Below are 14,415 nucleotides of genomic sequence, written 5' to 3' on the forward strand. Positions count from 1 at the left end.
CGGGAATTGCTTAGCATAAGCAAAGTAGCCGTTCATAAGCATAGTAAGGAACACAATCCATATGAGCAGTGCATTCGACTGGCGCGCCAAGGCGGCGTGCCGCGACAAGGATCCAGAGCTGTTCTTTCCGGTAGGAAACACCGGCACCGCATATCAGCAGATCGAAGAGGCCAAGGCCGTGTGCCGCACCTGCAAGGTCATTGACGCCTGCCTCAAATGCGCGCTGGACACCAATCAGGATTACGGTGTGTGGGGCGGCCTGAGCGAAGATGAGCGCCGCGCACTGAAGCGCCGCGCCATGCGCGCCCGCCGTTCCCAGTCGATGCAGATGCAGATCTGACACACTCCACGCCTAGAGCATAATGCGGTGCCCCCAACCACATCCCGTGGCTGGGGGCACCGCATTATATCCGGCGTACTATGCGCTGTCATGCGGCGCGCAGCTTGATGTCGAGCAGCACGCGCGTGCCGCCCTCACGTGCCGGCTCCCATGTGACCGTGCCGCCGAAATCATTCGTGACGAAGGTGTTGATGATCTGCGTGCCCAGCCCAGACCCGGATGTACGCGCCATGCCGTCCTGCTCCTCGTGGTCGATGCCGTTGCCGTCGTCTTCCACACAGATGCTCAGATGGTTGCCTTCACGGCCCACCGAGACCACGATATGCCCTTCGGTGCGCCCCTCGTAACCGTGTTCGACGGCGTTGGTGATCAGCTCGGTGAGCACGAGCGAGAGCGGCGTGGCGTCTTGGGCGGGCATCATGCCGAATTTGCCAACGAAATCGATGGTGATGTGCTGTTCGCTCATCGACGCCAAATCGACGCTCATGCGCAGCAGATTCGCGATGACCTTGTCGAAATCCACCACTTCGTCGGCCGATTGGCTCAGCCCCTCGTGCACCATCGCGATCGTCTGCACACGGCGCTGTGCCTCCTCGAGCTCCTTCTTCACTTCGTCCGATTTCGTTTTGCGCGCCTGCAGCCGCAGCAACGCCGAGACCGCCTGCAGGTTGTTCTTCACGCGGTGGTGAATCTCGGAGATTGTGGCGTCCTTCGTCTGCAGCTCCACTTCACGGCGGCGCAGCTCGGTCACGTCCCGGCACAGCACAATCGCACCGGTGCGCCCCTGGGCGTCCATGAGCGGCAGCGAGCGCATCGAGACCGCCGAACGGTTGGTGTCCATCTCGGTGTCCATCGCGGCTTTGCCGAGCAGGACGATCGGCAGCGATTCGGACACGGGGTCGTTTTCATGGATGAGCCCGGTGCCGATCTCGCCGAGATTGCCGCCTTCCATCGTGTCGAGCATGCCCAGGCGCCTGAAGCAGCTGATGCCGTTGGGCGAGGCGTACTGCACGTCGCCGTCGACGGTGAGGATGATGAAGCCGTCCGCCACGCGCGCGTTGTGCCGCTGGTTGAGCACCGCGTCCTTGTAGGGGAACTGCCCGCGTGGAATCATCGTGAACAGCCGTTTGCCCGCGCTGATGCTCTCCGACTCATACCGGCCGTTCGATTCTCGCGTGGCCATATTCGTCTCGCGCACCACAAGGCCCAATGTCTTGCCGTCATGGCGAATCGGCGCATAGACATTGCACACCGTGGAGCCGCCGATGTTGCGCAGGATCGAGGAGCGGTAGACGCCTTCGCTGTGCATCGCCTCAGTGAGCTCCTCGGTGAACTCGGGGTCCATCGTGCATCCCACAAGGTCGTCGACACGCAGGCTCATCACCGTGGAGGGCCGGCATTGTTCGGCGATGACGAAACTGCCGTCGCCTTTTTGCAGCACGAGCAGCAGGTCCGCGAAGCTCAGGTCGGCGATGACCTGCCAATCGGCGACGAGATGATGCAGCCATTCACGGTCGGAATCGTCGAAATCCGGGCGTGTGGCGAGAATCTGTGAAAAATCAGCCATGCGCACCATCATAGCGGCCGGCACCGCCCCGATGAACGTCTGTCAACTAGTTACGCTAACGTATCTTACGTTTGCGTAACTTCTAGTGATACGAGATGACATGGCCACTCAAGACAGGCAACACATCGAGGAGAAACGGGCGGCGGTCGTGGCCGCCCGGCAGAAGGCACTCGAGGCGAAGGCACACAATGTGTGCGCGAACGCGCAGGCGAAGGCGGACAAGGTGCGCCGCAAGGCCGAATGCAAGGCCAAGCACATCATCGCCAAAGGAGAGGCGAAAGCCGCCAAACTCGAAGGCATTGTGCCGCAGGAAGTCGAGCGCAAAGTGCGTCTCGATGTGCACGGCAGGGAAAAGCCGCTGCTCCGCGGGTGGCTGCATGCCGGTGCCACCCCCTTGGCTTTGGCGGCCGGCATTGTGCTGATCTGCATCGCCCACGGCACCGGGCTCAAATGGGCGTGCGCCGTATTCATGACGGCGTCGCTCATCCTGTTCGGCAATTCCGCCGCCTACCATCTGGGCGACTGGTCGCCCCGGGTGACCGACGTGTTGCGCCGTATCGACCATATGAACATCTTCCTGCTCATCGCCGGCACCTATACCCCGGCCGCCTTCGCCCTCGACGCCTTCTGGCGCAACACGATCATCATCGGCATGTGGAGCTGCACCCTCGTGGCGTTGATCATCCATGTGGTGTGGATCAACGCGCCACGCTGGCTCTATGTGCTCGTTTACATCATCTTCGGCGTCTCCGGCGTCGCGTTCATGGGGCTGTTCTGGCGTTCGCCCGCAGCAGGTTCCGCCGTGGTCGTGCTGCTGCTGTCCGGCGGCGCCTGCTACATCGCGGGCGCCATCGTCTACGCACTGCGCAGACCCGACCCGTGGCCGAAGGTCTTCGGGTTCCACGAGATCTTCCATCTGGGCACCATTGCCGGCTACGCATGCCATATGGTGGCCATCTACATCGTGATCGTCAGACTGGCCCAGTTGGCGCAGTGACGTCCGGTGCATATGGTTTGCTCCGGTCCATCGTCACCACGATGGACCGGAGCCAAACCATATGCACTAGGTGCGATGAGATCACTGCAGCGGCGTCGCCCTGGTGATCGTCACCGAGATCTTACGGCCATTGGGGGCTTTGTATGACACGGTGTCGCCCTCTTTCGCACCGAGGATGGCCGCGCCGATCGGCGACTCGGGGCTGATCACGTCGTAATCGGTGGCTACGGCGATATCGCGCGATCCGAGCACATACACCATCTCACGGCCACCCATGTCGATGGTGACGATGGAGCCGTTGCCCACGGTGCCGGCGTCCGGCGCCTCCATGATCTTCGCATTGCGCAGTTTGACGATGAGCTCGTTGATGCGGCCCTCGTTCTTGCCCTGCTCCTCGCGGGCGGCCTGATAGCCGCCGTTCTCCGAGAGGTCACCTTCCGCACGGGCCGCGGCGATGCGCTGGGTGATCTCGTCGCGGTACTCGCCCTCGCGATACGTGAGCTCTTCCTTCAACTTGTCGTAGGCGTCCTGGGTCAGGAGCACGACCTTTTCTTCTTCGGCCATCATGGCCTCCTTTCGTGCGCAGCCCACCCGCGCATCCTCTATGCGGGTGCGGCGCGTGCATGTGTCATCCCATAAACAATCGAGCACCGGCCGTCGCCCGCCGGTGCTCTCCGTCTTTCAATGCAATGCCAATCAGCGCGTGGCGATGATGTCGATGACGAACTCCAATGTGTCATCGGGGCCAATGCCGGCCTGCGGCACACCACGCGAGCCATAGCCATACTCAGGCGGAATCGACACGAGCAGACGGGAGCCCACATTGTGACCCGGAACCGTCTGGTCCCATCCCTTGATCACCTGGCCGACGCCAATGCCGAAGCTCGCCGGCTGGTGACGTTCGAAGCTGGAGTCAAACGCCGTATCGTTGCCCCAGACCTGACCGTGGTAGTTCACCGTGACGGTGTCGCCGCGGCGGACCATCGGGCCGTTGCCCTCTTCGAGTTCCACGACCTTGAGGCCCTTGGGGGCTTCACCTTCCGGGAACACGATGACGGGAAGGTCACCATATGCGCCCTGTACCTCAGGCATCTGCGTAGCCATGTTTCCTCCTTGCTGTTGACACAACGCATTTCAGCGTAGCACATCCGCGCCCGCCGCGCGGCACGATGCGCGTTCAGCACTCCACCACGTTGAGCGCGAGACCGCCTTGCGAGGTCTCCTTGTATTTCGCCATCATGTCGTGCCCGGTCTGCCGCATGGTGGTGATGACCTGGTCGAGCGTGACGATGTGCGAACCATCGCCGAGCATCGCCATGCGCACCGCCCCGATCGCAGTATTGGCCGCGACCGCGTTGCGTTCGATGCAGGGAATCTGCACCAAACCGCCGATCGGATCGCATGTGAGTCCCAGATGGTGCTCCATGCCGATCTCCGCCGCGTTCTCGACCTGCGCCGGCGAGCCGCCGACGACCGCACACAGGCCGGCCGCGGCCATCGAGCATGCCGATCCGACTTCGCCTTGGCAACCGACCTCTGCGCCGGATATCGACGCATTGCGTTTGATGAGATATCCCACGGCCGCCGCCGTGAGCAGGAAGGTGCGTACGCCCGCCTCATCGACGTCGGGCAGGAAATGCCAGTAGTACATGAGCGTGGCCGGCAAGACGCCCGACGCGCCGTTCGTCGGGGCGGTGACGATGCGCCCTCCCCCGGCGTTCTGCTCATTGACGGCGAGCGCGAACAGGTCGATCCATGCCGCTTCCGACGACTCCAGATGCCGTAGGTTGCCCGAGGCATGTTGGCTGAGCACGTCGCCCTTCGACCGCAATCTCGCATAGACGCCCGGCGCGCGCCGGGGCACATCAAGGCCGCCGGGCAGCACGCGTTGTGTGCTTACGCACCCTTCGTGGACACTGGCGCGCATCGCCGCCCACACACGGTCGAGGTGCGCACGAATCGCGTCGGCGCCGTGGATCGCGCATTCGTTGGCCCACACCACGTCGGCGATGCTCATGCCTTGCTCCGCGCATATGCCGAGGAGCTGCTTCGCGGTGGTGAACGGAAACGGCCAGCCGTCGGTCTGCATCGTGGGGTCGGTTTCGCCGGCAGCCACGCGCTGGGTGTCTTCCTGCGCCTCGACCGACCGGTCGTGCATCGAGACCACGGGGTCGGTGACGAGTCCGGGTTCAATGAACCCGCCCCCCACCGAATACCAGACTTGTTCGTAGACGGAGCGGCCTTGCGCGTCAAATGCCTCACAGCGCATGCCGTTGGGGTGCGGGGCGAGGCGGTGCCAGACGTCGATGACCATATCATGGTTGTAATCGAAGGTGATCGTCTTCACTCCGGCGAGCCGTATGGTGCCGCGCTCGTCGCAGATGCGGTGCACATCCGCAAGGTAATCCGTATCCACGGTCTGCGGGTCGTTGCCTTCCAGACCAGCCACGGAAGCGCGGTCCGTGCCGTGCCCCAGCCCGGTGAGTGCAAGCGACCCATACAGTGTGACGCGCACGCGGTCCACCTCATCGATCACGTCATGCTGCACAAGCGCTTTCGCGAACCGCTGTGTGGCGAGCATCGGGCCGACGGTATGCGACGAACTCGGTCCCACACCGATGGAATACAAATCGAGGACGCTGAACATATACATGAATATATGTGCGCGTCCTCGTAGGTGCTAGGTGCGTTACGCTCTCAGGCGACTGCATGCATCATCGCAGCGAGCACATAGCCCCCGCCCACCGCGAGCAGCACACTGACCACACCCAACACAATCACCACGGTGCGGTGCTTTGCAAGGCGCTCCCCCAACGTGAATGCGGCGAAAAACGAAGCCAAGCCAAGCACTGCGCCGTTGATCGCGGCGATAGTGGTGTGGTCGGCGCTCACCGTGCCCATGCCGAGCCTGCCGCTGATCATGTTCATGATGCCCAGCACGACCCAGACCGTCCACACCCCGAAGCCGATGGCACCGGTCACGGCATAGACGACCGGCTGCAGCTTGCGCTTCATGCGGTAGGCGAAGGATTCGGCGCACCACAACAGCGCGAAACCCACGACGTACGAGAACATCACGGCGAGCAGCATGGCCACAAGCGCCCACGGCAGGATCGGGAACACGCGGGGCGCGAAGCTCACGTACAGCGGCGAGCACAGCAGCTCGCAGAAGCACAATGTACATGCCACGATGATCGCTTGGGTGAGCATGATCGGCACGCCGGACTCGCGGTGTGCTTCGATGGGCGAGCGGCGGCCGCCTTGCTTGGTGTGGTTGGTGGTCATCGGTATCCGTTCAGTCATTTCGCTCATGCCGGCCAGTGTATGGCCGAATTGTCATCTTGTGTTACGACGACATCACGGTATGTTGACATCGGTGCCCCCAGCGGGATTCGAACCCGCACGCCGTAGCGGTCGATTTTAAGTCGAATGCGTCTACCAGTTTCGCCATGGGGGCGGTACGGCCGTGCAACGCATGCACAGCACGTGGGTATTATGCCACACTACCGTTCGTGAAGCAATCGGTTCCCCAAGTCGAGCACCAGCCCGTCGAGCAGACCATGCTCACTCGCCACGAACGAATCGATGCGCTGCCCGTGATCCGCCTGCGCGGCCTGTGACACGCGTTCGAGCACACGGTTCCACACCAGCGCACCTCCGCCCACCACATCGATGCGCCCCGGGTGAATCGTCTTGTACGTGCTGCGTTCCGCCCGGGTCATGTGCAGGAAGCGGTCGTCCACGGCGAACGCCGTGCCGAAGTCCATGCGCACGCCATCCACCGCGCGGTGGTCGTATTCGGTCAGGCCCATCGCCAACGCCGTCATCGTCGTGACCGTGCCGGACACGCCGATGATTGTGTGCGCGCGACCGGCCGGCACATGGGTGAACGCCTCGTCGATATGCGCGTCGATGTCGTCGACGGCCGCATCGATCTGCGCCTGGGTGGGCGGATCGTTGGCGAGGTGGCGTTCCGTCATGCGCACCGATCCGATGTTCATTGAAAACGCCGCGTCCACGCGCGTGGCGGGAGCCGTCGCGCCGTCGCCGCCGAGCACGAGCTCAGTGGACCCGCCGCCCAGATCCACCACGAGGAACGGCGGTTCCAAATCGGTGCGCGCCGTCATACTCGTGGCCGCGAGAAAACTCAGGTCGGCTTCTTCCACGCCACTGATCACCTCGGGGCGCACACCGAGGATCGACTCGATTGTGTCTTCGAACTCCTGACGGTTCTGCGCGTCGCGCGTGGCGGACGTGGCAACGAACCGCAGCGCCTGCACCGGATGCTCGTCGAGGATCCGCGCGAATTCGCGCGCCGCGGCATAGGTGCGTTCAAGCGCCTCTTCGGCGAAGCGGTGCGTGCGGTCCACGCCCTCGCCCAAGCGCACGACGCGCAGGGTGCGCGGCACGATGTCGTGCACACCGTGCGCGTTGACGCGAGCGATTTTCAGACGGATCGAGTTCGTACCGCAATCGATGCCGCCCACGACAACACTGGACTCGGATTGCGGCTCGGCGTTGGCAACATGGTCACTCATGATCTCTCCATACGGTAAAGGGTGTGCGAATCGGCTGGTCAGTCGCGCTGTCCGGTGGTGATCGGCGCGCATGTGCATACGGCCGGGTCGAATTCGCCGCGCAGACGGTCGAGCGCCATGTCCCCGATGGGATTGACACCCGGCCCCATGACGAGGCTCTGCGCGACGAGCGCGTGCAGGCATTTGACGCGTGTGGGCATGCCGCCGGCGCTGATGCCGTCGATATGCTCTTCACTGTCACCGGTATGGAGGGCCAGCGCGTGGCGGAACGCCAGATACTTGCGGTGGGCGCGCTCGTAGCGTTCACGCAGCTGCGGATCCAGAGCCAGCATCTCGTTGTATTCGCGCATCACCCCATCCGCCTCAAGATGGGAGACGGCCTTGACGATTTCCGGGCCGGTCAGGTAACACGTCGTAGGAAATGGGATCTTGCCATCCACAAGCGGCCTGGTGACCACGGCGAGCGGGCATCCATTCGCGCAGCGCGCGCCCACCGCCATCATGCCGCGCGGATAGCGTCCCAACTGTTCCTGCACGACCGCCACATCGTGGTCGGTCGCCGGGTGCTCCAGAATGCGGTCCAGCATGGTCTGGGCATCGTTCATTTCGGCAGCGTCGAATTGCGTCATCCGTTCCTCATTCTTTCTTGCAAACCACATCACACGTACTGCATCGGGCCGGCCGTCATTGCGCGGACGAGCCGTCGTCTTGCGCAGGGACCTCAGTCTCTTTGCTATCCGGGTCCGCCGATTGGCCGTCTGGCGATGCACTGCCGTCGTCCGTCTTCGCATTGTGGCGGTCGGCGTCTGATTGGCCGAACGCGTACGCGAGTTCGCTGTACCAAGGCAGTTTCGAATCACCCGAGGTACCGGCATCGTTGGATTCCGGTGTATGTTGCGCCCCACCGGTCACTGCTTCCGGGTGCTCCACGCGAATCGCCTGCTCGCCCGGGAACACATACCCGAGCCGTTCACGCGCCTGTGCGGTGACATACGCGTCGTCGTTCCACCGCTCGATGTTGTTCTCGAGATCCTGCTTCTGCGCCACCAACGCGGATTCCTGCTTTTTCAGCGCATTGAGTTCCGAAAGGTTGAGCGCATAGGTATGGAACGTGGAGATGAGTTGGATCAGGCCGAGCGCGATGATGAACAGCGCCACAAAAAACGCGATGGGCCCGGCTCCCGAAGCGCGTTCGGGCTTGCGCTGCTGCGGCTTCGGTGCTGTGGTCTTGGTGCGTGCGCTCATGGATACGACGCTACCCGCCGCGTTCGACGAGCGAACGGCGACGGGTAGCGGTGAACCGAAGCACTGGATGGCTCAATGCGGTGCGTCATGCCTATGCGTGGCGCAACGACCGCGATCACATGTACTTCTTGCAGGCCTTGAACGCGCTGTAGCCGGCGTACTGCGCGGTCGAGCCGAGCTCTTCCTCGATCTCGAGCAGGCGGTTGTACTTGGCGATGCGCTCGCCACGGGCCGGGGCACCGGTCTTGATCTGGCCGGTGTTCTTGGCCACGGCAAGATCGGAGATCGTGGTGTCCGGTGTCTCACCGGAGCGGTGCGACACCATCGAGGTGAAGCCGTTCTTCGTGGCCAGCTCAATCGCGTCGAGGGTCTCGGAGACAGTGCCGATCTGGTTGAGCTTGACGAGCAGCGAGTTGCCGGCACCCATGTCGATGCCCTTCTTCAGGCGCACCGGGTTGGTGACGAAGAGGTCGTCGCCGACGAACTGCAGGCGGTCGCCGAGGGCCTTGGTGATCTTGGCCCAGTCTTCCCAACCCTCTTCCTGGAACGGATCTTCGATGGAAACGATCGGGAACTCGTCCACGAGCTTCTCGTAGAAGTCGAGCATGTAGGCCGCGTCGCGGTCCTCGCCGTCGAAGTGGTACATGCCGTTGTTTTTGTTGTAGAACTCGGAGGAAGCCACGTCGAGGGCGATGCCGATCTGCTTGCCCGGCTCGTAGCCGGCGGCCGAGATGGCGTCCATGATGTACTTGAGGGAATCCTCGTTGGTCTTCATCTTCGGGGCAAAGCCGCCCTCATCGCCGAGGCCGGTGGCCAGGCCCTGCTTCTTGAGCACGTTCTTGAGGGTGTGGTACACCTCGACGCCGGCCTGGAGAGCCTCGCTGTAGGTCTCGAAGCCGTACGGGGAGATCATGTACTCCTGGATGTCGGTGGCGAAGTCGGCGTGCGCACCGCCGTTCATGATGTTCATGTTCGGGACCGGCAGGACGTGGCCGTTGGTGCCGCCGATGTAGCGGTACAGCGGCAGCTCGGCGCTCTCGGCCGCGGCGTACATGGCCGCGAGCGAGACGCCCAGGATGGCGTTGGCGCCCAGACGTCCCTTGTTCGGGGTGCCGTCAAGGTCGATCATGAGGTCGTCGAGTGCGCGCTGGTCGGTGGCGTCCATGCCGATGACCTTCGGGGCGATCTCCTCATTGACGGCCTTCACCGCGTTGAGGACACCCTTGCCCATGTAAACGGACTTGTCGCCGTCGCGGCGCTCCCAAGCCTCAGCCTCGCCGGTGGAGGCGCCGGAGGGGACCAGGCCGATGCCGCGGGCGCCGTCCTCGGTGTCGAGGACGACCTCAACGGTCGGGTTGCCACGGGAATCAAGAATCTGGCGTGCGTACACGCTTTCAATTGCTGCCACAACTACTCCTTATGTGCATAGGTTGTGTTGACAGTCTCCAACAGTAGTGGGCTTATTGGACGAGTGCGCGCCGGACCCACCATTCTTTGTGAGCGCTCACAATCTATCGGGCGGCCCTTCGTCCCCGTGTGGGCCCCGTGCGTCCACACGGGGCCCACACGGCTCAGCGAGCGCCTGCCTTCGGCGTCCACGCCAAGTCGTCGAGCAGCTGCTCGGTCCACTTGAGCACAGCGTCGGAGTCCATCGGCGCCGAGCCCAAGGACCCTTCGAATGGGGTGGGGATCGTGTAGGTCTCGGTGAGCGGGCGGTATTGTGCACCTTTGTAAATGCGTTCGATGCGCATGCGCACCGACTCCGGCGGGTTGATCTTGCCGACGCGCAGCTTGCGTCCCTGCCCCACAATCTCCGTGATACCCAAATCACGGGCGCGGGCCCGCAGACGCGCAATGTCGAACAGCGACGTGAACACCTGCGGAGGCTCGCCATAGCGGTCGGTGAGCTCTTCGCGCAACTCGTCGAGGTCCTCGTCGGTGCGCGCCTCGGCGAGTTTGCGGTACGCTTCGAGCCTGAGCTTGTCGGAATCGATGTAGTCGACGGGGATTGACGCCTCGACCGGCAGGTCGATCGTGACCGCGACCGGTTCCACGCGCTCGGGTTCCTTGTATTCCTCGATCGCGTTCGTCACCATGCGCACATACAGGTCGAATCCGACGCCTTCGATGTGCCCGCTTTGCTCATCGCCCAGCAGGTTGCCGGTGCCGCGCAACTCGAGGTCCTTCATCGCCACGTCGAATCCGGAGCCGAGCGCGGTGTGCTGGGCGATCGTGACGAGGCGCTCATGCGACTGCTCGGTCATCGGCTTGCTCGGGTCGTACAGGAAGTACGCGTAGGCGCGGTCGTGGCCGCGGCCGACGCGCCCACGCAGCTGATGAAGCTGGCTGAGGCCGAATTTGCCCGCGTTGTCGACGATCAGCGTGTTGGCGTTCGAGATATCGAGGCCGGTCTCCACGATCGTGGTGCACAGCAGCACGTCGATGTCGCGGTGCCAGAAGTCACGGATGATCTGGTCGAGCTGCTTGCGCCCCATCTTGCCATGGGCGATCCCGATGCGCGCCTCCGGCACGAGTTCGCGCAATTGCGCCGCCTTCTGGTCGATGTCCTGCACACGGTTGTGGATGTAGAACACCTGGCCGCCGCGCAGCAATTCGCGGCGCACCGCCGCCGTCACCTGCGCATCTTCATATGCGCCGACGTATGTGAGCACCGGCAGGCGGTCCTCAGGCGGTGTGGCGAGCGTCGACATCTCACGGATGCCCGTCACCGCCATTTCGAGCGTGCGCGGAATCGGCGTGGCCGACAGGCTGAGCACGTCGACGTTGGTGCGGATGGCCTTGAGTGTCTCTTTGGCCTCTACACCGAACCGCTGCTCCTCGTCGATGATGACAAGGCCCAAGTCCTTGAACTTGACCTTGGGGTTGAGCAGTTTGTGCGTGCCGATGACCACATCGACCGTGCCGTCCTCGAGCCCCTTGAGCGTCTCGTTGATCTCTTTGGCGCTCTGGAAACGGCTCATCGCCGCCACTTTGACCGGGAACCCCTCGAAGCGTTCGCTGAAGGTCTCGAAATGCTGCTGCACGAGCAGGGTCGTCGGCACGAGCACGGCGACCTGTTTGGCGTCCTGCACCGCTTTGAACGCCGCGCGCAACGCGATTTCGGTTTTGCCGAACCCCACGTCGCCGCAGATGAGCCGGTCCATCGGAATCGGCTTTTCCATGTCGGCCTTCACGTCGTCGATTGTGGTGAGCTGGTCGGCGGTCTCCTGATACGGGAACGCGTCTTCGAGCTCTTTCTGCCACGGCGTGTCTTTGCTGAAGGCGAACCCTTTCGCCTGCTGGCGTGCCACATACAGCTTGATGAGGTTCTGGGCAATCTCATGGACGTGTTTCTTCGCCTTGGCCTTCGTCTGCGCCCAGTCCGACCCGCCGAGCTTGTTGAGCTTGGGGATCTCGGCGCCGATGTATTTGCTCACCTGGTCGAGCTGGTCGGTCGGGATGAACAGTTTGTCCGGCGGCGCGTTGCGTTTGCTCGGCGCGTATTCGATGACGAGGTATTCACGCGTCGACTGGTTGCGGCCCGTGCCGGTGGTACGCTGGCGCATCTCGACGAACCGGCCGACGCCATGTTGTTCGTGCACCACGAAGTCCCCCGGCTTGAGTTCCATGAGGTCGATCGACTTATGGCGTTTGCGCGGGGTGCGCGACGCCCCCGCCGCGCTCGCACGTCCCGTCACATCGCGCTCGGTGAGCAGCGCGACCTTGGCGGCGGTGTCGATGAACCCGTCCTGCGCCTGCGAGCGCACGCAGGCGAACCGGGTGACGCCGATGCCGTGCAGCATGCGCTTGAGGCGCTGCAGTGTGCCGTGCGCTGCGGCGGTGAGGGTCAGCTTATACCCGCTGTCGAGCAGTTCGTGTAAGCCCTGTTCCGCTTTCGTCTCGCTGCCTCGGAAGTCGACCGGCGTCTGCGCGGCGATCTGCACATGGCCGGGCTGTGCGGTGTCCACGGTGAATCCGCTGACCTGCCACACTTCGCGCTCGCTGTACATGAGCTGGGCGACGGCCTCCTGGTAGTTGAGGAAGTTCGCTTGGTCGAAGGTGATCGGCGCGCCCGAACCGTGGCCGGACGCGGCGACGCTCCAGCTGGTCGCGAGGAACTCGTTCGCGGTCTTCTCGAGGTCGTCGACCGCGCGGCGCAGTTTCTCGGGGTCGCTGAGCATGACGACACTGCCGCGGGGCAGCATCGACGAGACCGGCTGCATCTCGTCGATGAGCGCGGGGATGAGCGATTCCATGCCTTCGACGGGTATGCCCTGCGCAATGGATTCGAGCATGTCGTCGGCATTGGGAATGGAGCCGACAAGCGAGCGTGCACGGTCTCGGATCTCGTCCGTCAGCTGCACTTCGCGGCACGGTGTGGCCCAGATCGAGTCGATCTCGTCGCCGTAGGTGCGCTGGTCGGAGGCGTGGAACTGGCGTATCGAGTCGATCTCGTCGCCGAAGAACTCGATGCGCACAGGGTGCGGCGCCGTCGGCGGGAAGACGTCGATGAGGCCGCCGCGCACCGCGAACTCGCCGCGGTCCATGACCAGGTCGACGCGCGTATAGGCGTTGCGCACGAGCTGCTGTGCTGCGGTGTCGAGCGGCATCTCCCCGCCGCATGTGAAGACAAGCGGTGCGACGTCGCCGATGCCTGCGACGACCGGCTGGATGAGTGAGCGCACAGGCATGATGAGGATGCGGATGGGTCCGAACATGGCACTGCCCTGCTGCGGGTGGCACAGGCGGCGGAACACTTCCATGCGGTTGGCCACGGTGTCCGCGCGCGGCGAAAGACGCTCGTGGGGCAGCGTCTCCCACGACTGCAGTTGGGCGACTGACGCGGGGTCGCCGCGGTACCATGAGCGGATGTCTTCGACGAGCTCCTCCGCCTCACGCCCGGAGGGGACGATCACAACGACGGGCGCGCGTTCGGCGGTGGCGGCGGCGAGCGCCGGGCGTATGCCTTGCGGCGCGCCGATGAGCAGGCTTGGGTCAGTGGCGTCGTCGGGCGTTTCGATCTCGCCGTGCGCGAGCGCCGCGAATTGCGGGTCGCGGGCGAGCGCCTCGCGCACGTCGCCGAGGGAGCCCGCAATGAGCTCGTCTTCCGAGGTGCGGGTGTCTCGATCAGCGGGCATTGAACGTGGCCTGCGCTTTCGTCAATCCATCGAACACGATCGATTCGGCGGCGTCGGCGCCGTCGGCGAGGAATTCGGGCAGCTGCTTGCGCTGGGCGGCGTTGAATTCGCCGAGCACCCAGTTGATCGTGTTGTCGTGCGCATCGCCCGAGCGGCTCGCATGCCCGACTCCCATGCGCACACGCGCATAGTCGGGGGTGTGCAGGCAGCGGTCGATGGATTTGATGCCATTGTGGCCGCCCGCCGAACCGCCCGACTTGAGTTTGATGCGGCCGAACTCGAGGTCCATGTCGTCGTGGATGACGACGATGTGGTCGGTGTTGATGCGGTAATAGTCGCGAATCGAGGCGACGGCGTTGCCTGAATCGTTCATGTAGGTCAGCGGCTTGCACAGGAACATCTTGACGTTGTTCCCATTGAGCGCCATGACGCCTTTGCCCAGGTCGGCCAGCCCCTTGTGGTTGGCGAAGTGCACGCTCCAGCGTTGAGCGAGCTCGTTGACGGTCATGAAGCCGATGTTGTGGCGCGTGCCGCGGTATTTCGCCCCGGGGTTGCCCAGTCCGACGATGAGCCAGTAATCGGAAGCCATG

Annotated in this window: 13 protein-coding genes and 1 tRNA gene; 2 read left to right on the forward strand and 12 right to left on the reverse strand. The window is 63.6% G+C overall.

Going from position 1 to position 14,415, the window contains the following annotated elements; genetic code table 11:
- Window positions 1-61: 61 nt before the first annotated feature.
- Window positions 62-340 (forward strand): WhiB family transcriptional regulator, encoded by a 279-nt coding sequence (locus tag BPSG_RS05825; protein ID WP_022858608.1) that lies wholly within the window; start codon window positions 62-64, stop codon window positions 338-340.
- Between the two features lie 88 nt (window positions 341-428).
- On the opposite strand, the gene BPSG_RS05830 is transcribed toward BPSG_RS05825, so the two are convergent.
- Window positions 429-1,907, reverse strand: a complete 1,479-nt coding sequence (locus BPSG_RS05830; RefSeq protein ID WP_026643202.1) for a sensor histidine kinase — start codon at window positions 1,905-1,907, stop codon at window positions 429-431.
- Between the two features lie 100 nt (window positions 1,908-2,007).
- Here BPSG_RS05830 and trhA point away from each other — a divergent pair, with 100 nt between their 5' ends.
- The gene (trhA, locus tag BPSG_RS05835; RefSeq protein ID WP_026643203.1) at window positions 2,008-2,904 is read left to right on the forward strand and encodes a PAQR family membrane homeostasis protein TrhA; all 897 of its coding nucleotides are present in this window, start codon (window positions 2,008-2,010) and stop codon (window positions 2,902-2,904) included.
- A gap of 81 nt (window positions 2,905-2,985) precedes the next feature.
- On the opposite strand, the gene BPSG_RS05840 is transcribed toward trhA, so the two are convergent.
- The 11 genes from BPSG_RS05840 to pth all read right to left on the reverse strand — a co-directional run bounded on the left by BPSG_RS05840 (window position 2,986) and on the right by pth (window position 14,414).
- Window positions 2,986-3,468: a GreA/GreB family elongation factor gene (locus tag BPSG_RS05840; RefSeq protein WP_026643204.1), complete on the reverse strand. Its 483-nt coding sequence runs from the start codon at window positions 3,466-3,468 to the stop codon at window positions 2,986-2,988.
- 132 nt (window positions 3,469-3,600) lie between these two features.
- A complete protein-coding gene (locus BPSG_RS05845) occupies window positions 3,601-4,008 on the reverse strand; it encodes an FKBP-type peptidyl-prolyl cis-trans isomerase (protein WP_022858612.1) in 408 nt (135 codons plus the stop codon).
- Between the two features lie 73 nt (window positions 4,009-4,081).
- A complete protein-coding gene (locus BPSG_RS05850; RefSeq protein WP_026643205.1) occupies window positions 4,082-5,551 on the reverse strand; it encodes an L-serine ammonia-lyase in 1,470 nt (489 codons plus the stop codon).
- 50 nt (window positions 5,552-5,601) lie between these two features.
- Window positions 5,602-6,216 carry a cadmium transporter gene (locus tag BPSG_RS05855; RefSeq protein ID WP_236822916.1) on the reverse strand — a complete coding sequence of 205 codons (615 nt, stop codon included), beginning with the start codon at window positions 6,214-6,216 and terminating at the stop codon, window positions 5,602-5,604.
- 65 nt (window positions 6,217-6,281) lie between these two features.
- Window positions 6,282-6,361 (reverse strand) — tRNA-Leu (locus BPSG_RS05860).
- Between the two features lie 46 nt (window positions 6,362-6,407).
- Window positions 6,408-7,442 (reverse strand): Ppx/GppA phosphatase family protein, encoded by a 1,035-nt coding sequence (locus BPSG_RS05865; RefSeq protein ID WP_051591935.1) that lies wholly within the window; start codon window positions 7,440-7,442, stop codon window positions 6,408-6,410.
- Between the two features lie 38 nt (window positions 7,443-7,480).
- Window positions 7,481-8,071, reverse strand: a complete 591-nt coding sequence (locus BPSG_RS05870; protein ID WP_026643208.1) for a DUF501 domain-containing protein — start codon at window positions 8,069-8,071, stop codon at window positions 7,481-7,483.
- A gap of 55 nt (window positions 8,072-8,126) precedes the next feature.
- Window positions 8,127-8,687 (reverse strand): FtsB family cell division protein, encoded by a 561-nt coding sequence (locus BPSG_RS05875; protein ID WP_026643209.1) that lies wholly within the window; start codon window positions 8,685-8,687, stop codon window positions 8,127-8,129.
- 115 nt (window positions 8,688-8,802) lie between these two features.
- Window positions 8,803-10,095: a phosphopyruvate hydratase gene (gene eno / locus BPSG_RS05880; protein WP_026643210.1), complete on the reverse strand. Its 1,293-nt coding sequence runs from the start codon at window positions 10,093-10,095 to the stop codon at window positions 8,803-8,805.
- Window positions 10,096-10,258: 163 nt separating this feature from the next.
- Window positions 10,259-13,825, reverse strand: coding sequence for a transcription-repair coupling factor (gene mfd, locus BPSG_RS05885; RefSeq protein WP_026643211.1), 3,567 nt, complete (start codon window positions 13,823-13,825; stop codon window positions 10,259-10,261).
- Complete coding sequence (pth, locus tag BPSG_RS05890; protein WP_026643212.1) at window positions 13,815-14,414, reverse strand: aminoacyl-tRNA hydrolase; 600 nt, start codon at window positions 14,412-14,414, stop codon at window positions 13,815-13,817. Before pth ends, mfd begins: the two co-directional genes overlap by 11 nt.
- Window position 14,415: the final 1 nt, after the last annotated feature.

Origin of the sequence: Bifidobacterium pseudolongum subsp. globosum, assembly GCF_000741295.1 — a bacterium.
Classification (GTDB): Bacteria; Actinomycetota; Actinomycetes; order Actinomycetales; family Bifidobacteriaceae; genus Bifidobacterium; species Bifidobacterium globosum.